The sequence below is a fragment of the Rhodococcus sp. MT28 genome (assembly GCF_058792695.1).
In genome coordinates, this window is record NZ_JBXAFD010000007.1 from 50,939 (window position 1) to 70,689 (window position 19,751).

Annotated in this window: 19 protein-coding genes; 7 read left to right on the top strand and 12 right to left on the bottom strand. The window is 63.9% G+C overall.

All coding sequences use genetic code 11. The features are described from left to right. Positions 1-2: 2 nt before the first annotated feature. Positions 3-554 (top strand): TetR/AcrR family transcriptional regulator, encoded by a 552-nt coding sequence (locus AC1Q6C_RS25155; protein WP_030536607.1) that lies wholly within the window; start codon positions 3-5, stop codon positions 552-554. Here AC1Q6C_RS25155 and era read toward each other — a convergent pair. The 5 genes from era to AC1Q6C_RS25180 all read right to left on the bottom strand — a co-directional run bounded on the left by era (position 551) and on the right by AC1Q6C_RS25180 (position 5,306). Then, complete coding sequence (gene era, locus AC1Q6C_RS25160; RefSeq protein ID WP_003944451.1) at positions 551-1,468, bottom strand: GTPase Era; 918 nt, start codon at positions 1,466-1,468, stop codon at positions 551-553. The genes AC1Q6C_RS25155 and era overlap by 4 nt on opposite strands. A 24-nt stretch (positions 1,469-1,492) precedes the next feature. Then, positions 1,493-2,797 carry a hemolysin family protein gene (locus AC1Q6C_RS25165; protein WP_003944509.1) on the bottom strand — a complete coding sequence of 435 codons (1,305 nt, stop codon included), beginning with the start codon at positions 2,795-2,797 and terminating at the stop codon, positions 1,493-1,495. A 21-nt stretch (positions 2,798-2,818) separates the two neighbouring features. Further along, positions 2,819-3,361: an rRNA maturation RNase YbeY gene (gene ybeY / locus AC1Q6C_RS25170; protein ID WP_003944525.1), complete on the bottom strand. Its 543-nt coding sequence runs from the start codon at positions 3,359-3,361 to the stop codon at positions 2,819-2,821. A 48-nt stretch (positions 3,362-3,409) separates the two neighbouring features. After that, a complete protein-coding gene (locus AC1Q6C_RS25175) occupies positions 3,410-4,498 on the bottom strand; it encodes a PhoH family protein (RefSeq protein ID WP_003944580.1) in 1,089 nt (362 codons plus the stop codon). A gap of 112 nt (positions 4,499-4,610) precedes the next feature. Beyond that, positions 4,611-5,306, bottom strand: a complete 696-nt coding sequence (locus AC1Q6C_RS25180) for a TetR/AcrR family transcriptional regulator (RefSeq protein WP_492666869.1) — start codon at positions 5,304-5,306, stop codon at positions 4,611-4,613. 128 nt (positions 5,307-5,434) lie between these two features. On the opposite strand from AC1Q6C_RS25180, the gene AC1Q6C_RS25185 reads away from it, so the two are divergent. Then, positions 5,435-7,039, top strand: a complete 1,605-nt coding sequence (locus AC1Q6C_RS25185; RefSeq protein WP_054187677.1) for an MFS transporter — start codon at positions 5,435-5,437, stop codon at positions 7,037-7,039. Here the strand turns inward: AC1Q6C_RS25185 and AC1Q6C_RS25190 are convergent. The 5 genes from AC1Q6C_RS25190 to hrcA form a co-directional block, all read right to left on the bottom strand. Continuing rightward, positions 7,031-7,807: an alpha/beta hydrolase family protein gene (locus AC1Q6C_RS25190; protein ID WP_230358818.1), complete on the bottom strand. Its 777-nt coding sequence runs from the start codon at positions 7,805-7,807 to the stop codon at positions 7,031-7,033. The genes AC1Q6C_RS25185 and AC1Q6C_RS25190 overlap by 9 nt on opposite strands. A gap of 14 nt (positions 7,808-7,821) precedes the next feature. Continuing rightward, entirely contained in the window at positions 7,822-9,060 is a 1,239-nt protein-coding gene (locus AC1Q6C_RS25195; protein ID WP_054187678.1) for a L,D-transpeptidase, read from the bottom strand. 123 nt (positions 9,061-9,183) lie between these two features. Next, complete coding sequence (locus AC1Q6C_RS25200; RefSeq protein ID WP_003944495.1) at positions 9,184-9,945, bottom strand: 16S rRNA (uracil(1498)-N(3))-methyltransferase; 762 nt, start codon at positions 9,943-9,945, stop codon at positions 9,184-9,186. Positions 9,946-9,947: 2 nt separating this feature from the next. Then, entirely contained in the window at positions 9,948-11,099 is a 1,152-nt protein-coding gene (gene dnaJ / locus AC1Q6C_RS25205) for a molecular chaperone DnaJ (protein ID WP_003944460.1), read from the bottom strand. An 80-nt stretch (positions 11,100-11,179) separates the two neighbouring features. Beyond that, positions 11,180-12,223, bottom strand: coding sequence for a heat-inducible transcriptional repressor HrcA (hrcA, locus tag AC1Q6C_RS25210; protein ID WP_003944583.1), 1,044 nt, complete (start codon positions 12,221-12,223; stop codon positions 11,180-11,182). Between the two features lie 157 nt (positions 12,224-12,380). On the opposite strand from hrcA, the gene AC1Q6C_RS25215 reads away from it, so the two are divergent. Beyond that, positions 12,381-12,704, top strand: coding sequence for a type II toxin-antitoxin system VapB family antitoxin (locus AC1Q6C_RS25215; protein ID WP_003944521.1), 324 nt, complete (start codon positions 12,381-12,383; stop codon positions 12,702-12,704). A 3-nt stretch (positions 12,705-12,707) separates the two neighbouring features. Here the strand turns inward: AC1Q6C_RS25215 and AC1Q6C_RS25220 are convergent, their stop codons facing one another. Both AC1Q6C_RS25220 and hemW read right to left on the bottom strand, forming a co-directional pair. Next, a complete protein-coding gene (locus AC1Q6C_RS25220) occupies positions 12,708-13,328 on the bottom strand; it encodes a CG0192-related protein (RefSeq protein ID WP_230358819.1) in 621 nt (206 codons plus the stop codon). 35 nt (positions 13,329-13,363) lie between these two features. Next, positions 13,364-14,590 carry a radical SAM family heme chaperone HemW gene (gene hemW, locus AC1Q6C_RS25225; protein ID WP_042450186.1) on the bottom strand — a complete coding sequence of 409 codons (1,227 nt, stop codon included), beginning with the start codon at positions 14,588-14,590 and terminating at the stop codon, positions 13,364-13,366. A gap of 502 nt (positions 14,591-15,092) precedes the next feature. Between hemW and AC1Q6C_RS25230 the strand changes: the two genes are divergently transcribed. Genes AC1Q6C_RS25230 through AC1Q6C_RS25245 form a run of 4 tightly spaced genes read left to right on the top strand, consistent with a single transcriptional unit; the run spans position 15,093 to position 19,748 of the window. Next, positions 15,093-16,820: a nitrite/sulfite reductase gene (locus AC1Q6C_RS25230; RefSeq protein ID WP_063316224.1), complete on the top strand. Its 1,728-nt coding sequence runs from the start codon at positions 15,093-15,095 to the stop codon at positions 16,818-16,820. After that, complete coding sequence (locus AC1Q6C_RS25235; protein ID WP_003944488.1) at positions 16,817-17,530, top strand: phosphoadenylyl-sulfate reductase; 714 nt, start codon at positions 16,817-16,819, stop codon at positions 17,528-17,530. The genes AC1Q6C_RS25230 and AC1Q6C_RS25235 overlap by 4 nt, the downstream gene beginning before the upstream one ends. Next, the gene (gene cysD, locus AC1Q6C_RS25240; RefSeq protein ID WP_492666870.1) at positions 17,527-18,462 is read left to right on the top strand and encodes a sulfate adenylyltransferase subunit CysD; all 936 of its coding nucleotides are present in this window, start codon (positions 17,527-17,529) and stop codon (positions 18,460-18,462) included. Before AC1Q6C_RS25235 ends, cysD begins: the two co-directional genes overlap by 4 nt. Beyond that, entirely contained in the window at positions 18,462-19,748 is a 1,287-nt protein-coding gene (locus tag AC1Q6C_RS25245; RefSeq protein WP_020969973.1) for a sulfate adenylyltransferase subunit 1, read from the top strand. Before cysD ends, AC1Q6C_RS25245 begins: the two co-directional genes overlap by 1 nt. Positions 19,749-19,751 lie beyond the last annotated feature (3 nt).

Genomic DNA, 19,751 nt, shown 5'->3' on the forward strand with positions numbered 1-19,751 from the left:
CGATGAGTAACCGGGACGTCCGCGAGCGAATACTCGACGCCGTTCTGCACGTCGTCGGTACCGACGGCATCCCGGGTGTGAGCAACCGGCGCATCGCCGCGCAGGCCGGCGTCTCACTCGGATCGATCACGTATCACTTCGCCAGCCAGTCGGACATGCTCCGCGCTGCTCTGTCTCGTTTCGTGACCGACGAGACGACGCGCCTGCGCGCCTTGGCCGAGGAGTACCGCGACAAAGGTCTGAGCGTCGAGGACGCCGCGGCAATAGCCGAAAAGGTGACGCGAGATCTTTCGTTCTCGGCCGAGCGGATCGCGCCGTTCGAGATGTACATCGCCGCCGGGCGCGACCACGAACTCCACGAAGTCGCCGTCGAATGCTTCGCCGCCTACGACGATTTGACCGTCACGATTCTGACGGCACTCGGTGTACCTGATCCGGAGTCGATTGCATCGACGCTCGTCGCCGTCATCACCGGGCTCCAACTCCGACGCCTGGCCACCGGCGTCGACGAGCAGGACATCGGCGCGGCGATCCTCAGGGTCCTCCGGCCCTAGAAGCCCAGCCGGCCGAGCTGCTTCGGGTCGCGCTGCCAGTCCTTGGCGACCTTGACGTGCAGCTCCAGGAAGATCCGCACACCGAGCAGCTTCTCGATCTGCAGGCGCGCACTGGTACCGACTTCCCGCAGACGCGCCCCGCCCTTACCGATGACGATGCCCTTCTGACTGGGCCGCTCGACGTAGAGCAACGCATGCACGTCGAGCATCTCGCCCTGCTTCTCGGTGCGACCCTCACGCGGGATGACCTCCTCGATCACCACAGCCAGAGAGTGCGGCAATTCTTCGCCGAGCCCCTCGAGCGCAGCCTCACGGATCAGTTCGGCCATGAGCACCTCTTCGGGCTCGTCCGTCAATTCGCCGTCCGGGTAGAAGGCCGGGCCCTCGTCCATCAGACCGGCGAGGACGTCGACCAGGATCTCGACCTGTTCACCCGACTTCGCGGACACCGGAACGACCTCGGATTCGGGGCCGAGCAGGGTGGACAGCGCGAGCAACTGCTTTCCGACGGCGTCGCGGCTGACCTTGTCGATCTTGGTCACGATGCCGACAAGCTTGGTCTTGGGCGCCATCTGACGGACCTGCTGCACGATCCAGCGGTCTCCGGGCCCGATGGCCTCGTCGGCCGGGATGCACAGGCAGATGACGTCGACCTCGGAGTACGTGTCGCGAACCAGGTCATTGAGGCGCTGCCCGAGCAAAGTGCGGGGCTTGTGCAGTCCAGGGGTGTCGACCAGGATCAGCTGCGCATGCTCGCGGTGAACGATGCCGCGAATCGTGTGGCGCGTCGTCTGCGGGCGCGAGGACGTGATCGCGATCTTGCTGCCGACCAACGCGTTGGTCAGCGTGGACTTGCCCGTATTGGGTCGACCCACGAAACACACGAAGCCTGACCGGAATTCGTTCTTGCTCATAACTGCTCCTCGCTGAACTCTCGCTCAGTCATCGGTGTCTTCTGTCTCTTCGTCTTCGGACGGCGGGATGCGCTGCACGAACACCGTGCTGATGCGTACCCGGCCTCGGCCCGTATTGGTTCCCTCGCCGCGCAGGATCAAACCGTCGTACTCCACTTCGGAACCGGGAAGTGGCACTCGGCCGAGTACGTATCCGATCAGCCCGCCGACGGTCTCCACCTCGTCGAGTTCGAGTTCGAGATCGAACAATTCACCGAGGTCTTCGATGGGAAGTCTCGCGGATACGCGGAACATTCCGTCTCCGAGATCCTCGATGGGCGGCGTCTCGTCCTCGTCGTACTCGTCGGCGATCTCACCGACGATCTCTTCGATGACGTCCTCGATCGTGACGAGCCCGGCGATTCCGCCGTACTCGTCGACGAGTATCGCCATGTGGTTGCGGTCGCGCTGCATCTCGGCCAGCAAGCTGTCGAGCGGCTTCGAGTCGGGAACGAAGACGGCGGGCCGCATGACGTCGCAGACGTTGACGTTCCGGCCGCCGTCGGGCAGGTGGTAGGTCTGCTTGACCAGATCCTTGAGGTAGACGACACCGAGCACGTCGTCGACGTTCTCCCCGATGACCGGCAGGCGCGAGTGACCACTGCGGACGGCCAACGACGTTGCCTGCCCGGCATTCTTGTCGTTCTCGATCCACACCATGTCGGTGCGCGGCACCATCACCTCGCGTGCCGACGTGTCTCCGAGCTCGAAGACGGACTGGATCATTCGGCGTTCTTCGTCGGCCACGACGCCACGTTCCTGCGCCATGTCCACGAGTTCACGCAACTCGATTTCCGACGCGAACGGGCCGTTGCGGAAGCCCTTACCCGGGGTCAATGCGTTACCCACGAGGATCAGGACGCGACTGATCGGCCCGAGCAGAACCCCGATCCACAGCAGTGGCAGCGACGCGGCCATCGCGATGGAGTACGCATGTTGGCGCCCAAGCGTTCTCGGTCCGACGCCGATGACCACGTACGAGACGAGAACCATGATCACCGCGGTGACGGTCAGTGCCCAGCCCAGCGAGAGGACGTCGATCAGGCCGCCCACGAGTACGACGGTGGCCGTGATCTCGCACAAAATGCGAAGCAGGACCATCAGATTCACGTATCGCGGACGATCGGTCAGGATGCGTTGCACTCGCGCGGCGCCGGCTCGCTCTTCCTTTGCCATCTCGTCGATCCGCGCCGACGAAATGGTGTTGAGCGCCGAGTCGACGGCCGCGAACACACCACCGACCGGGACAAGAGCAATCGCCAGAACAAAGAGCGCTATGGCGCTACTCACTACAGAACCCCCGGATAACTGTTATCGGTCCACTCCGTCGACGAAACCGGTCTTACCGAGCAGCTTCTGGTCGCGTTCGGCCAGTGCTGCTTCGCGGTCGATACGGCGAAGGTCTTCGTACCACTCTTCGAGGAGGCTGTTCTGCAAGCCGAACATCTCCTTCTCCTCTTCCGGCTCCGCATGGTCGTAGCCGAGAAGGTGCAACACACCGTGGACGGTCAGGAGGGCAAGTTCGTGAGCCAGTGAATGCCCGGCCTTGTCAGCCTGATCCGCGGCAAAAGACGGACACAGCACGATGTCGCCGAGCATCGACGGCCCCGGCTCGGGGGAATCGGGACGGCCACCCGGCTCGAGTTCGTCCATCGGGAACGACATGACGTCGGTCGGACCCGGCAGGTCCATCCAGCGAACGTGCAGATCCGCCATCGTCGCGGAGTCGACGAGAACCATCGACAGCTCGGCCGCCGGATGGACATCCATCCGAGCGATCACGAAACGGGCAACGCTGATCAACTCCGGTTCGGAGATGTCCATGCCCGATTCGTTCGAGACCTCGATGCTCATGTGCGACGCTCTTTCCTGGGAAAAGTAGGGGTTGATGCGTCGCTCAGCCTACCGTCGCGGTGAATGAGCATGTGCAGCGCGGCGCTGCGCCCGGTTTCCGACCGCCAACTCGCCGGACCGATCCGATTCGTGACGCTCGTAAGCGTCGACGATGTGAGAGACCAGCCGATGACGTACGACGTCGCTGCTGTCGAGAGTGGCGAAATGAATATCGTCGATCCCGGTGAGGATTTCGGATGCCGCGCGCAGACCCGAACGGGCCCCGCCCGGCAGATCGACCTGGGTCACGTCTCCGGTGACCACGATTTTTGAACCGAACCCGAGGCGGGTCAGGAACATCTTCATCTGCTCGGCCGTGGTGTTCTGCGCTTCGTCCAAGATGATGAAGGCGTCGTTGAGCGTCCGGCCACGCATGTAGGCGAGCGGAGCGACCTCGATGACTCCGGCCTGCATCAACTTCGGAATCGCCTCGGGATCCATCATGTCGTGCAATGCGTCGTGCAGCGGGCGGAGATACGGATCGATCTTCTCGTGCAGCGTGCCAGGCAGAAAGCCCAGTCGCTCCCCGGCCTCGACTGCCGGCCTGGTCAAGATGATCCGAGAGACCTGCTTGGCCTGCAACGCCTGAACGGCCTTGGCCATGGCGAGGTAGGTCTTGCCGGTACCGGCCGGGCCGACTCCGAACACGATGGTGTTCTCGTCGATGGCGTCGACGTAGCGTTTCTGGTTGAGGGTCTTCGGCCGAATCGTCTTGCCCCGACGCGAAAGAATGTCGAGGGAGAGCACCTCGGCCGGAGACTCGCCGACCTCGTTGGTGAGCATGCCGATGGTTCGTCGAACAGCGTCCGGGGCAATGGGCTGCCCCCGACCGGCCAGCGACGCCAATTCACTGAACACACGTTCTGCCAGCGCCACGTCTGCAGCCGTCCCCGACAAGGAGATGGTTCCGCCACGTACATGAATGTCGGCACGAAGCTCACGTTCGATCGCGGTGAGATTCTCGTCCGTCGCCCCCAGGATTTGACGCACGGTCTCCGGCGCCAGATCCATACTCGAACGGACGGTGCGCTCTGCGGGCAGAGCGCGCTCGGTGATGGTGGTTACACGGTTCCCGTCGAGTTCACTGTGTTCACTCACGTGGTGAATATGGCCTGCTTTCTGGTCCGATCAGCCCACTCGACTCGTGAGCCTCGATACTTCGAAGTCTAGCGCCAGAGTCGGACACGGCCCACTTGTTAATCGTCCCGGCCTAATCCTCGCGGCGACCGGACGGCAGCGATTCGCGGATCCATTCCGACGCTTCGGCGACGATCTCGGAGCTTCTGTCCGGACTGATACCCGCGATGACCAGGCACACGGCGGCAAAGGATTCGCCCGAGTCCGTGATCAGCCCACTGTTGGCCTGATCGAACAAAGTGATCGTGATCGCCTCGGTCATCGCTACCAGAGTCTCCGCCGGCAGGTATTTCGAGAAGGTTCCGTCACGCTGACCGCGCTCGACGACGCTGATACTCACGGCACGCGCGGGCTCCATCAGATCGAGAATCCGCTGCTCCCCCAACTCTTTGCGAGCAAAGCTGAGCAGCATCCGGAAGCGATCACCGACCGGCCATGACAGCAATGCCAGTACGGCAGTCGCCAGATCCGGGCGCTCGGGCGGCTCGCCGGCTTGGCTCAGCGCAGCTACGAGATCGGTCGACGCCTCGTCCACGATGCCGTTGATCAGCGCCTCTCGGCTGTCGAAATGCGCGTACAAGGTTCGCCTGACCACACCGGCGGCCTTTGCGACATCGTCCATGCTCGCATCCGGATCAGCAGCGAACGCCGTGATCGCCGCCTCGATGATGCGATTGCGATTTGCCGCGGCCTGACTACGACGCTGCCGTCCGCCCGATTCGGCAGTTCCCGAAACGACTGTGCCCGAATGCGTCAATGCGCGTTCCACCTCTTTCGACTGCCCAACTGTGATCTAGGTCAATCATAGTTGCACATCGGTGTGCAAGTTATTAATTTACACATCAGTGTGCAAATAGATCGAGGAGTGTCTTCGATCATCAGGAACGGAGTCGCGTCATGACGACACTCATGAGCAAACCTGTCTCGGAGATGGACCAGCCGTACTCACGGCGGTGGGCCGCGCTCGGGGTGTTGTGCCTGAGTCTGCTGATCGTCGTGATGGCGAATACCGCGCTGATCGTCGCGGCGCCGGACATGACCAGAGACCTCGGCCTCACCAGCACGCAACTTCAATGGGTCATCGACGGCTACACCGTTCCCTACGCCGCATTGATGCTGCTGTTCGGCGTGATCGGTGACAAGTACAGTCGCCGCGGCGCACTTCTCGCCGGACTCGCCGTGTTCGCCGGCGGCGCCGTCTTCGGCAGCATCGCGGACACCACCAACGCCGTCATCGCGGCACGAATGATCATGGGCGTCGGCGCCGCGATCATCATGCCCGCGACGCTTTCGCTTCTGGTCGCTACCTTTCCCAAAGCGGAGCGATCACGCGCCATCGCGGCGTGGGCGGCGACATCGGGTCTCGCGATTGCACTCGGTCCGCTGTTGGCCGGATGGATTCTCGACAGTCATTCCTGGAGCATCACTTTCCTGATCAACGTCCCGATCGCCGCAGTCGCTGCCGTCGCCGCCGTAATTCTGGTGCCGCCGAGCAAGGCCGAGCACCTGGGCCGGATCGACTGGATCGGCGGCGCACTCTCGGTGGTCACCATCGGCTCGCTCGTGTACTCGATCATCAACGGATTCCACTTCGGGTGGACCGGCGGACCAATCGGTGCCGCCGTACTCGCTGCGATCGGCCTCGTCTCGTTCGTCGTCTGGGAACTGCGTCACCCGCAGCCACTACTCGACGTCCGTAAACTCGGCCAGCGAATGGTCGGCGGCGCGACGCTCGCCGTACTTCTGCTGTTCCTGGCCGCCTTCGGCGCCATCTACTTCATCTCACAGCAGTTCCAGTTCATCCTCGGCTACGGCGCACTCGAAACCGGTGTTCGTCTGCTGCCCTTGGCAATTGCCGTTTCGATCGGCGCCGTTGTCAGTGGGCGGATCACTCCGCTGATCGGCGTCCGGGCATCCATCGTCGGCGGCATGGTGGTCGCCGCGATCGGCGTTCTGATTCTCACGCAGGTCGACGGCGATTCGGGCTACTGGATGTTCGCAGTCCCACTGATCCTGCTCGGCCTGGGCATCGGTCTCAGCGAACCGCCGGCCACCGACGCCATCATGGACAACTTCTCCGAGGACGATCTCGGTGCTGCGGGTGGCCTCAACGACACCGCCATCGAACTCGGCGGCTCGCTGGGTATCGCGATCCTCGGCTCGATCCTCGCTGCGAGCTACAAGGATTCGATTGCCGGATTCATCGATGGAATGCAGGTTCCGCAGTTGACGGGCGAACTTGCACAACAGGCCGCGTACGCGATGGAGGTGTCGGGCGAATCCGTCGGCGGCGCTTCGTTGGTCGCCGAAGAGATGGCAGGCAACCCGTTGGCTGCAGCTCAGGCAGGGCCGTTGCTCGACGCCGCAGGCAGTGCCTACGCCGACGCGATTTCGGCGGCCAGTTGGGCGGGCGGTCTTGCACTGTTCGTGGGGGCAGTTGTCGTGGCGTTCATCCTGCCGGGCAAGAAGGCCCCTGTGGAAGTGGACCCCGCGTCAGTCTGACGTGCTCGGAGCCAGCGGGTCTTCGGCGAGAACCAACTCGCGGGAGACCCGCCACGACTCGGTCGAGGGTGAGAGAAATGCGTCGTGTCCTTCGCCCTCGATCACACGCAGTGCCACGGGATCACCAGCCGCTTCCGCGGCTTTCGCGTACCGGGAGCTCACCTTGGCCGGCACCTGCAGGTCCTCCGCACCCGTGACGCACACAACGGGGATGCCGATCGGCAATCGATGCTGCGGCGACGCACTGCGATACAGATCCGGGTCCGCGTCGAACGGAACGCCGAACAGATCCTCGATGAAGCTGATCCGTCGTCCACGCTCGCCTGCCGACGCCAGATCGAGTGCGGCCGCCTGTGCGATGACCCGTTCAGGCCGGGTGAACGTGTCCTTCTCCCCCGCCAGCCACACTGCAAGATGTCCTCCGGCCGAATGCCCGAGCAAGCGAATCTGATTCAGATCCAATTCGGCCGAGGACTTCCCGGCAACCAGTCCGGGGATTTCGTCGTACGCGGCTTTCACGTCGGCGGACATCTCCGACCAACGACCGCCCGCCCCGAGACGGCGGTATTCGATGTTCCACACCGCGACGCCGTGCCGCGCGAGTTCGACGGCAAATGCGGTGCCCAGAGTCAATCCGTACTGCCCGCTCCAGAAGCCGCCGTGGATCTGCATGACGACCGGGATCGGGCCGTCAACGACTCCGTCGGGAACGTAGAGATGCCCGAACTGCTGCTCGTGTCGGCCGTACGGAATCTTGAATCGAGGCACCGAGGAAATCTATCTCAGGCGAGGGCGCTGCCTGCGGCCCAGTCTGCCCAGGAAAGGGTCCAGTCGCCGTTCTGCCACACCTCCAGCGGAGCGCCGCCGGTGTTCTTGATCTCGACGACATCTCCCGGCTGCGAGAAATCGAAGAACCATTTGGCATTGGCCGCACTGAGATTGAGGCAACCGTGCGAGGTGTCGGTGTTTCCCTGCGCCCAGACGGTGCTCTCCAACTCGTGAAGATAGATACCGTCCGTGCTGATGCGGGTGGCCCAGTTGATGGATTCCTTGTAGCCGAGGCGCGAGTTGATCGGCAGACCGTAGGTCGACGAATCCATGATGACGGGATTTGCCTTGTCCATCACGGTGTACGTGCCGGGCTGGGTCCAGAACGAGAGCGTCGTGCCGCCGATCGTCTCGGTGCCGCCCATTCCCATCGAGGTCGGCATTTCCTTGATCACCTGACCGTTTTCGTAGACGGTCACCATCTTGGTGTTGTCGTCGGCGACCGAGACGTGGGAGTCGCCGATCTTGAAGGACACGGTGTCGTCCTGCTGGCCGTACAGGCCGTTGCCGAGCTGCTTGCCGTAGATGTTCGCGTTCACCGAGACCGTCGTGCCTGGTGCGTAGTAGTTCTGCGGTCGCCAATGAACGTTCTGACCGTCGACCCAGTACCACGATCCCTGTACGGGCGGATTGGTTGTGACCAGCAGAGACTTCTCGGCCGCGGCCTTGTCACCGATCAACTCGTCGAAATGAACGGCGACGACGGTGCCGACACCGTACGTGCCACCGTCCGATATCGAGGCGCCACCGGTGGTGTTGATGTACGCCCGGGTCTGGTTACTCGGCGCGACGGTGGTCAGCGTCGTGTTCTTGGTCGTGGCAACACCATTCGCGTCGACGACGTCGACGACCAACTTGTAGGTCTTGCCGTATCCGAGTGGTTCGCTCGGTTTCCAGGACGTCTTGTCCGGCGTGGTGATACCGGCGACTTCCTTACCCTCGGGATTGGTCAGCGCGACGGTCGTCAGTGTTCCCTTCGCGACCTGGACCTCGATGGGGTCGAGTGGACTCACCGGAGTTCCGCCGTCCGCCGGGGTGACGGTGACGAGCGCCTCGCTGGTCGGTGTAGTGGTGACGGCGCTGCTGGAGGAACCCGTGTTGTCTCCGGTGGAGACCGTGCACCCCGCGACGAGCATCAACGCCGCCGCGGCACACACCGCTCCAACGATTCGCATATGCGCACGTGACAACATCTGGCCTCCTGAAATCCCCGAACCAACTCACGCCGAAGGCGACCCCCGACGTCCTTACGATAGTGCGCAAATCTGACGCTTCGCTGAGCGCCGGATCCGATTCAGCTCGGGATCACAACAAGATCAGTGCAGTGGCCGTGGTCCCCAGCGATCGGTCAGCACTCCGATCGCGCCCAGAGCAACAGCCCCGGCGGTCGACGTGCGCAGGACCGTCGGGCCGAGAAGCACCGGAGTGGCCCCGGCCTCCGACAACGCGCTGATCTCCGAATCGTCCAGCCCACCTTCGGGACCGACAACCAGAAATACCTCGTCCGCGCTCGCCAGCGGCAAACCGGCCAACGGCGTCGTCGCCGATTCGTGAAGCACCGCAACCACAGCGCCGCGGGCAACGGCGTCACGAACCAACGCGATCACCGCCGGCGTCTTGTGCAGTTCCGCAATTTCCGGGACGAACGCGCGTCTGGACTGCTTTGCCGCAGACACTGCCGCACTTCGCCAGCGTGCGACGCCCTTGGCGAGCTTGGGGCCCTCCCACTTGGCGACACAACGCAAGGACTGCCACGGGATCACCGCGTCGATCCCCGCCTCGGTCGCCAGTTCGACGGCCAACTCGGAACGCTCGGCCTTGGGAAGTGCCTGAACGAGGGTCACCAACGGCTTGGGCTGCTCGAGGACCTGAACGTCACTGACCAACAGTTCCAGGCGGTCCTTGCCGACGCTCGTCACCTCGGCGTCGGCCACCCGGCCTCGGCCGTCGGCCAACACCAATCGCTCACCGACGCCGATCCGGCGGACAGTGGCCGCGTGGCGACCCTCCTGTCCGTCCAGAACTGCGATTTCACCGACGCCGGGAACCGGGTCGAGAAAGAAGACCGTTGCGGCCACCGTCAGCGGCCGCTGAATGCTTCGCGAAGACGCGAGAACAATCCACCGCTGTTCTGCGAGGCCGTCGAGACAACCTCGGCCTCGTCGCGATCGCGGAGCAGCTTGAATTCCTTGAGCAGCTTGGACTGCTTGTGATCGAGACGGCTCGGGATGACCACCTCGAGGTGAGCGTGCACGTCGCCGCGCACTCCCGACCGCAGTTTCGGCATGCCATGACCGCGAAGAACAGCAACGTGTCCGGGCTGGGTGCCTGGCTCGATGGTGATTTCCTTGGGGCCGTCGATGATGGTGTCGACGGTGACAGTCGTACCGAGCGCTGCGTCGACCATCGGAACGCGGATCGTGCAGTGCAGGTCTTCACCGTCTCGAACGAAGACGTCGTGCTGCTGCTCGACGATCTCGACGTAGAGGTCGCCGGGGTGTCCGCCGCCCGGGCCCACTTCACCCTGCGCGGTCAAACGGATGCGCATGCCACCGGCGACGCCCGCGGGAACCTTCACGGTGATGTCACGCTTGGCCCGAACTCGGCCGTCGCCGCCACACTTGTGGCAGGGATCCGGGATGGTCTCACCGGCACCGCGGCACGTCGGGCAGGGACGCGAGGTCATGACCTGACCGAGGAACGAGCGCTGGATGGACTGAACTTCGCCGGCACCGTTGCAGGTCTCACAGCGGACGGGCTTGGAGTCGCCGTTGGTTCCGGCTCCGGTGCAGCTGTCGCACAGAATGGCCGTCTCGACGGTCACGTGCTTGCTGACTCCCGTCGCACATTCTGCGAGGGTCAGCTTGGTGCGAAGCAACGAGTCGGCTCCGGGCTGAACGCGACCGCGCGGCCCACGACCTGCGCCGCCACCGCCGCCGAAGAATGCTTCGAAGACGTCGCCGAGGCCGCCGCCACCGAATCCGCCGCCGAAGCCACCACCGCCGCCACCACCGGACTCGAGCGGGTCTCCGCCGAGATCGACGATGCGACGCTTCTCCGGGTCGGTCAGGACCTCGTAGGCCGTCGAGATCTCCTTGAACTTGGCCTGCGCCGCCTCGTCAGGGTTGACGTCCGGGTGCAGTTCGCGTGCCAGCTTGCGGTAAGCGCGCTTGAGCTCCTGGTCTGTCGCGTTCTTGTCGACGCCGAGCAATCCGTAGTAATCCCGTGCCACGTTGAGTCTCTCGTCCTTCTCTTACTTCTAGGTTTTCCTCAGTCCTCGCGAGGAGGCATGCCGACGAATGTCGACGTCCGTCATCGCTCGGAGAGAACTTCGCCGATGTATCTGGCAACGGCGGCAACCGATGCAATTGTTCCCGGATAGTCCATCCGAGTGGGTCCGAGCACACCGACACCACCGAAAACGGTACCGGCCGCGCCGTAGCCAGTCGAAATCACGGAGGTTCCGCGCATCTGTTCGACCTGCGTCTCTTCACCGATCTGAACGGTGACCGTGCCGGAGTTCTGCGTCGCAGCGAGCAGTTTGAGGACCACTACCTGCTCTTCCAGTGCTTCGAGCACTGCGCGCAGCGAACCGGGGAAGCCGGCCAGACCGGAGAAATCGGCGGCATTGCGCGTGAGATTCGAGGTTCCGCCCAGAACGAGGCGATCTTCCGGATGTTCGACCAGGGTCTCGACCAGCACCGTTGCCGAGCGGATCACGGCGTCGCGAAGGTCGGCCGGCGACTCGTCGGCCAGTTCCGCCACGGCAATCGACGCGGCGGCCAGGCGCTTGCCTTCCAGTGCTCCGCCGAGAAGCGTGCGCAACCGGGAAAGGTCTTCGTCTTCGAGGACGTCTCCGAGTTCGACGATTCGCTGATCGACGCGGCCGGAATCGGTGATGAGAACGAGAAGCAGGCGCGCCGGCGTCAACGCGACCACCTCGAGGTGGCGAACCGACGACGCGGACAGCGACGGGTACTGGACAACCGCGACCTGACGGGTCAGTTGCGCGAGCAGTCGCACACCGCGGCGCAGAACGTCGTCGAGGTCGACACCCGACTCCAAGAACTCGAGGATCGCTCGACGCTCGGGCCCGGACATGGGCTTGACGTCGGCGATGCGATCGACGAATTCGCGGTATCCCTTGTCGGTGGGGACGCGGCCGGAACTGGTGTGCGGTTGGGCGATGTAGCCCTCGGCCTCGAGGAATGCCATGTCGTTGCGCACAGTGGCGCTCGACACTCCGAGGTTGTGACGCTCGACCAGTGCCTTGGATCCCACCGGGTCCTGGGTGGAGACGTAATCGGCCACGATTGCACGTAAGACCTCGAAACGCCTGTCGTCGGTACTCGACATCGTTGCCACCTCCGTTTCCTGAAAAGAACGAACACCGACATTTACACATCGGTTTCCACTGGCAGTCTAATCGCCCGAGCGCCAGAGACGGCTGTTGCCCTTACTGTGGAGTGAGATCGGCGAAAGGTCGATCGCACAACCATGGACAAGGCGGCACATGATCTTCAAAGGCGTGATGGACGGCAAACCGTATCCCGATCACGGACTGTCTCTACGCGACTGGTCGAAGTTCCCTCCACGTCAGGTTCGACTCGACGAGATCGTGACCACCACGAAGGTCCTCGAACTCGATCGCCTGCTGTCGGAGGACTCGACCTTCTACGGCGATCTGTTCCCGCACGCAGTGCAGTGGCGCGGCACTCTCTACCTCGAGGACGGTCTGCACCGAGCGGTTCGTTCGGCCCTGCGAAACCGCGTCGTGCTGCACGCGCGTGTCTTCGACTTCGACGCGATGCCCGGTGTCATCGAGGGAGTCCGCTGACGCTCAGGCGATAGTCACGAGCAACGCAGGTGTCGTTTGCCCCGGCCAGGTTCCGGTGAGCGTCTCCGGGTCCGAGACTCGATCTGCGTCGATCACTCTCGCCACAGTCAGTTCCAGGCTTCCCGCGCGGATGATCGTGTCGGTGCCGACTGTCGAGCAGGTCACGGATTCGACTGCCGGTACGGAAGCGCGGGCCGTACCGCTGCCTACTACGTGAGCCGTCACGGGGATGTGATCGGCGGTGTCCGCGAAGACCAGTTCGACTCCGGCCCCACCGGTCAGAATCGCGGTCGCCACCGCGCTCACGTAGACCGGATCACAGCATGCGTCGTACACCCACCGTTCGCCGAGTACCGAATGATCCATGGTTGCGATCAGTGCGGTCTCCGCCCCGTCCAGCGGAGCACCTCGATAAGTGAGCGGGACCTGAAGAATTCGACCGTCGGCAGAGCGCATCAGGTGCGTCTCGATTCCGACCTCACCGTCCGGGTCGTCGAAACGATAGGCGTCGACGCGTTCGAGCGTCGAACAGTCGACCGACCCGAGCCACGGCTGCTTGGGCACCCACGCTCGGAGCAGGTCGTTCTTGGACGGATTCAGCTGCGCACGATGAATGATGGCCACCACGGCCACATTACGCGGCGAAGGATGGTGGCGTGTCAGGTCAGGATCGTGCGAATCACCGCATCGGCGAGCAGGCGACCACGGTCGGTGAGAACCACGTGATCGTTCTCGATCACGGCCAACCCGTCGACTACCACCTGTTCGGCCGAAAGACGTTCGGATGCAGACAGTTCCGACAACGGAAGTCCCGTACGCAACCGTGCGGTCAGCATGACTCGCTCCATGTGTTCGTCCTCGGCGGTCAGTTCTTCGCTGCCGCCGACGGGAAGTTCGCCGAGCGCCAACTGTTCCGCGTACCGCGCCGGGTGCTTGACGTTCCACCACCGCACTCCGCCGACGTGGCTGTGCGCGCCCGGACCGGCACCCCACCAGTCACCGCCGTCCCAGTAGCCGAGGTTGTGACGACACCGGGTGTCACCGGAGTCCGCGGTTTCCGCCTTTGCCCAGTTGGAGACCTCGTACCACCGCAAGCCTGCCTCGGACAGGCGTGAATCGATTCGTTCGTACCGCGAGGCCAGCACGTCGTCGTCCGGGGCGGGCAGCTCGCCGCGCCTGACCTTGCGAGCCATGGCGGTGCCGTCCTCGACGATCAACGCGTAGGCCGAGACGTGATCGACATCGGCGGAAAGGACCGCATCGAGTGAGGCGTCCAGGTCTTGATCGCGCTCCCCCGGGGTTCCATAGATCAAATCGAGATTCACGTGCGAAAAACCAGCTGCGCGAGCCTCTTTCGCGGCAGCGACGGCGCGACCGGGGGTGTGCGTGCGGTCGAGGATCTTCAGAACGTGCTGGGCGGCCGACTGCATGCCGAGGGAAATCCGGGTGAATCCAGCGCTGCGGAGAGCACCGAAGAACTCCGGCGACGTCGATTCGGGGTTCGATTCCGTGGTCACTTCGGCGCCGGACGCCAGGCCGAAGCTGCTCCGCACCGCCGACAGCACGTCGGACAATCCGTCACCACCGAGCAGCGACGGCGTTCCACCGCCCACGAACACGGTCTCCGCCGCCGGGGCGCCCGTCATCTCGGCCGCGAGATCGAGTTCGCGCCGCAGACCTTCCAACCACGATTGCGGCGAGGCGGAAGTTCCGAGCTCTCCGGCCGTGTAGGTGTTGAAATCGCAGTACCCACACCTGGTGGCACAGAACGGGACGTGGATGTAGATCCCGAACGGCCGTTTCCCGACACCCTCGAGCGATCGCGCGGGCAAGGCGAAGGGCGTCGCCTCGCTCTGTCGAGTGGGAGTCGTGCTGGTGGCATTCACGCCTCCAGTGTCCCAGCATCCGGAACGCACACCTATTCAGCCTGCGATGCAGGTCGGCGTACGGCTTGAACTCGATATTTCCCCCGTTTTTCGTGGAAATACGCACCCGAGTCGGAATTATCGAGTTGACGTGGCACAATGGTCCGCATGACCGGACTCGGAGTGCGACTTGTGGCGCGTCGCCATGTCGACTTCAAGCGTGTGTGCAGCTCGTCGTGTCTGCACCTGTGTAGCTGTTGATCTTTCACTGATCTTCCAGCCTTTCCCGCTCATCTCCATCTGCTTCACCGAAACACTCTCTGCAGAGAAATGCCTTTTCAGGGACGCAGCTTCTCCAGCTGTTCGTTTTCGTGAGCACACCTGCCGGCCGCGAGCTTTCCGAGACCGAGGACAGCCCCCTCGATTTCCGACACGGACCGGTGCGTCCCGATCAGACACCGCCACAGTTCATCGATAGTGCGTGCCGCGTGCCGATCAACCGCCCAGATCCAGGAGTTCATCGATGACGTCGACCACCGACGCCGCCACACCCGCCGATTCGGCAGCTGCCGAAGCCCGGCCTGCACGCGCTGCGCGTCCCGCCAAGCGTCGCGCCGAAGGTCAGTGGGCCCTCGGTTACCGCGAGCCTCTCAACGCCAACGAGCAGGCCAAGAAGGACGACAACCCGCTCAACGTTCGGGCCCGCATCGAGAACATCTACTCCAAGCAGGGCTTCGACAGCATCGACAAGGGCGACCTTCGCGGCCGCTTCCGCTGGTGGGGTCTCTACACCCAGCGCGAAGAAGGCTACGACGGCACCTTCACCGGCGACGAGAACATCGACCTGCTCGAGGCCAAGTACTTCATGATGCGCGTGCGTTGCGACGCCGGCGCTCTCAACGTCGAGCAGCTGCGCACCATCGCCGGCATCTCGAAGGAATTCGGCCGGAACACCGCCGACCTGTCCGACCGCGAAAACGTCCAGTTCCACTGGATCGAGGTCGAGAACGTTCCGGAGATCTGGAAGCGCCTCGAAGCCGTCGGACTCAAGACCACCGAAGCGTGCGGTGACTGCCCCCGCGTCGTCCTCGGTTCTCCCCTGGCCGGCGAATCGCTCGACGAGGTCCTCGATCCCACCCCGGCGATCGACGAGATCGTGCGCCGCTACATCGGCGACCCCAAGTACTCCAACCTGCCGCGCAAGTTCAAGACCGCTATCTCCGGTCAGCAGGATGTTGTTCACGAGATCAACGACATCGCCTTCATCGGCGTGAACCACCCCGAGCACGGCCCGGGCCTCGACCTCTGGGTCGGCGGCGGACTGTCCACCAACCCGATGCTGGCGCAGCGCGTCGGCGCCTGGATTCCGCTCGACGAGGTCCCCGATGTCTGGGAGGGCGTCGTCTCGATCTTCCGTGACTACGGCTACCGCCGTCTGCGCGCGAAGGCCAGGCTCAAGTTCCTCGTCAAGGACTGGGGTATCGAGAAGTTCCGCGAGGTTCTCGAGACCGAGTACCTGAAGCGTCCGCTCATCGACGGCCCCGCGCCCGAGAAGCCCAAGCGCCCGATCGATCACGTCGGTATCCAGAAGACCCGCAACGGCCACAACGCAGTCGGTTTCGCTCCGATCGCCGGCCGCGTCTCGGGAGACATCCTGGCTCAGGTCGCCGACGCCGCCGAGAAGGCCGGCAGCGACCGGATCCGCTTCACTCCGTACCAGAAGCTGATCATCCTCGACGTCGCCGACGAGACGCTCGAGCCGCTCATCGCCGATCTCGACGCGCTGGGTCTTCCCGCCCGTCCGTCGCACTGGCGCAAGAACCTGATGGCCTGCTCCGGCATCGAGTTCTGCAAGCTCTCGTTCGCCGAGACCCGCAAGCGTTCGCAGGTGCTCGTGCCCGAACTCGAACAGCGTCTTGCCGACATCAACAGCCAGCTCGACGTGCCGATCACCATCAACATCAACGGTTGCCCCAACTCCTGCGCTCGCTCGCAGATCGCCGACATCGGCTTCAAGGGCCAACTCGTCGACGACGGTGAGGGGAATCAAGTCGAGGGTTTCCAGGTTCATCTGGGAGGCAGCCTCGGATTCGACAGCGCCTTCGGACGCAAGCTGCGCCAGCACAAGGTCACCAGCGTCGAGATGGGTGACTACATCGACCGCGTCGTACGTCAGTTCGTCAAGAACCGCAACGAAGGTGAACGGTTCGCCGAATGGGCAGTGCGCGCAGACGAAGGAGATTTGCGATGACAGTGGACATTTCGCGAGCAACTGCCGACGAGCTTCGGTCCATCGCCGAACGCGGTGCAGTAGAACTCGACGGAGCCGGCGCGCAGGAACTGTTGCAGTGGACCGAGGACACGTTCGGTGACTCGTACATCGTGGCGTCGAACATGCAGGACGGGGTGTTGGTTCACCTTGCCGCACAGGTGCATCCGGGCGTCGACGTACTCTTCCTCGACACCGGCTACCACTTCCCCGAAACCATCGGCACGCGTGACGCGGTCGAGCAGGTGTACGGCGTCAACGTCATCAACGCTCGTGCGCTGGCAAGCGTCGCCGAGCAGGATGTCGCCGAGGGCAAGGATCTGTTCGCCCGTGATCCCAACCGCTGCTGCGCACTACGCAAAGTCGCGCCGCTCAAGCAGACACTGTCCGGGTACAGCGCGTGGGTGACCGGCATCCGCCGCGTCGAAGCGCCCACCCGCGCCAACGCTCCCCTGATCTCCTTCGACGAAGCCTTCGGACTCGTGAAGATCAACCCGATCGCTCCCTGGTCGGACGAGGAGATGCAGAACTACATCGACACCAATTCCATCCTCGTCAATCCCCTTGTCGACGAGGGATATCCGTCCATCGGCTGCGCACCCTGCACCAGCAAGCCAGCCCCCGGCAGCGATCCGCGTAGCGGTCGTTGGGCCGGTGCCTCCAAGACAGAATGCGGGTTGCACGCATCATGACAGTTGACTTGACACCTTCACGGCCTCAGCTCGACGGCACACAGTTCGATACTCTCGACGCCCTCGAGTCCGAAGCGATCCACATCTTCCGAGAGGTGGCCGGCGAATTCGAACGCCCGGTCATTCTCTTCTCGGGCGGTAAGGACTCCACCGTGCTGCTGCACCTGGCGATCAAGGCCTTCTGGCCTGCGCCGTTGCCGTTCACCCTGCTGCATGTCGACACCGGCCACAACCTGCAGGAAGTCCTCGACTTCCGCGACCACGTGGTGGCCAAGTACAATCTGCGCCTGCACGTGGCCAGCGTCGAGGAGTACATCGCGGACGGTCGCCTCACCGAGCGCCCCGACGGTATCCGCAACCCGCTGCAGACCGTGCCGTTGCTGGACGCGATCTCCGAGAACCGCTTCGACGCCGTATTCGGTGGCGCTCGCCGCGACGAGGAGCGGGCCCGCGCCAAGGAGCGGATCTTCTCGCTGCGCAACGCTTTCGGTCAGTGGGACCCCAAGAAGCAGCGCCCGGAACTGTGGAACCTCTACAACGGTCGCCACTCCCCCGGCGAGCAGGTGCGCGTCTTCCCGCTCAGCAACTTCACCGAGCTGGACATCTGGCGTTACATCGCCCGCGACAACGTCGAACTCGCCAGCATCTACTACGCCCACCAGCGTCCGGTGCACCAGCGCGACGGCATGTGGATGACGCCCGGCGTCTGGGGTGGACCGGCTGACGGCGAAGAGCTGCAGACCCTTTCGGTGCGTTACCGCACCGTCGGCGACGGTTCGACCACCGGCGCAGTCCTCTCCGATGCCGCTGACAACGAGGCCATCCTGGCCGAGGTTGCGGCATCACGTTTGACCGAGCGCGGCGCGACCCGTGGCGACGACCGAGTTTCCGAAGCGGCCATGGAAGACCGCAAGCGAGAGGGCTACTTCTGATGAGCGATCTGCTCAGACTGGCAACTGCCGGCAGCGTCGACGACGGAAAGTCCACCCTCGTGGGCCGTCTGTTGTACGACACGAAATCCGTTCTCGCCGACCAGATCGACGCCGTGACCCGTGCGTCGGTGGACCGCGGTCTCGACACCCCTGACCTCTCGCTCCTGGTGGACGGACTGCGCGCCGAGCGTGAGCAGGGCATCACCATCGACGTGGCGTACCGCTACTTCGCGACCCCCAAGCGCACCTTCGTGCTCGCCGATACACCGGGCCACGTGCAGTACACCCGCAACACGGTCTCCGGTGCCTCGACGGCTCAGCTCGTGATCCTGCTGGTCGATGCTCGCAAGGGCGTCATCGCGCAGACTCGCAGGCACGCAGCGGTTCTCGCGTTGCTCGGTGTCCCGAAGCTCGTTCTCGCCGTGAACAAGATCGACCTCGTCGAGAACCCCGAAGAGGTCTTCACCTCGATCTCCGCCGAGTTCAACGAACTCACCAGCTCACTGGGCTGGGCAAGCGAAGACGTCGTCGAGATCCCGGTGTCGGCACTGCACGGTGACAACGTCGCCATCCGCTCCGACAAGACCCCGTACTACACCGGCCCCACGCTGATCGAGCACCTCGAGTCGATCCCGGTCGACGCCGAGCCGCATCGCGTCGGTCTGCGCTTCCCGGTGCAGTACGTGATCCGCCCCCGCACCGCAGAGTTCCTCGACTACCGCGGCTACGCCGGTCAGGTCGCTGCCGGTTCCGTCGTGCCCGGCGACGAAGTGGTGATCCTGCCCTCGGGTACGCGCACCACCGTCACACGTATCGACACGGCCGACGGCGAACTGGACGTCGCCCACGCCGGACGCAGCGTCACGCTGATCCTGGCCGACGACGTCGACGTCTCTCGCGGCGACACCATCGCATCGCCGTCCGACGCACCCGAGCCGATCGGCGAATTCGACGCCACTGTCTGCTGGCTGGCCGAGAAGTCGCTGCGCCCCGGTGCACGTCTGCTGCTCAAGCACGGCACGCGAACGACGCAGGCCATCGTGGGCAGTTTGGTGGAACGCTTCAACGAGCAGGACCTCACCACGGATCAGGGCCCGGACACTCTCGAGCTCAACGAGATCGGCAAGATCTCCATCCGGGTGGCCGAGCCGATCGTGGCTGACGACTACGCCGTCAACCGCCACACCGGCAGCTTCCTGCTGATCGATCCCGCTGGTGGAAACACTCTCGCAGCCGGCCTGGTGGGCGACGTCATTTCCGCTGTCGAATTGGGCGAGCGCGTCTAAGTC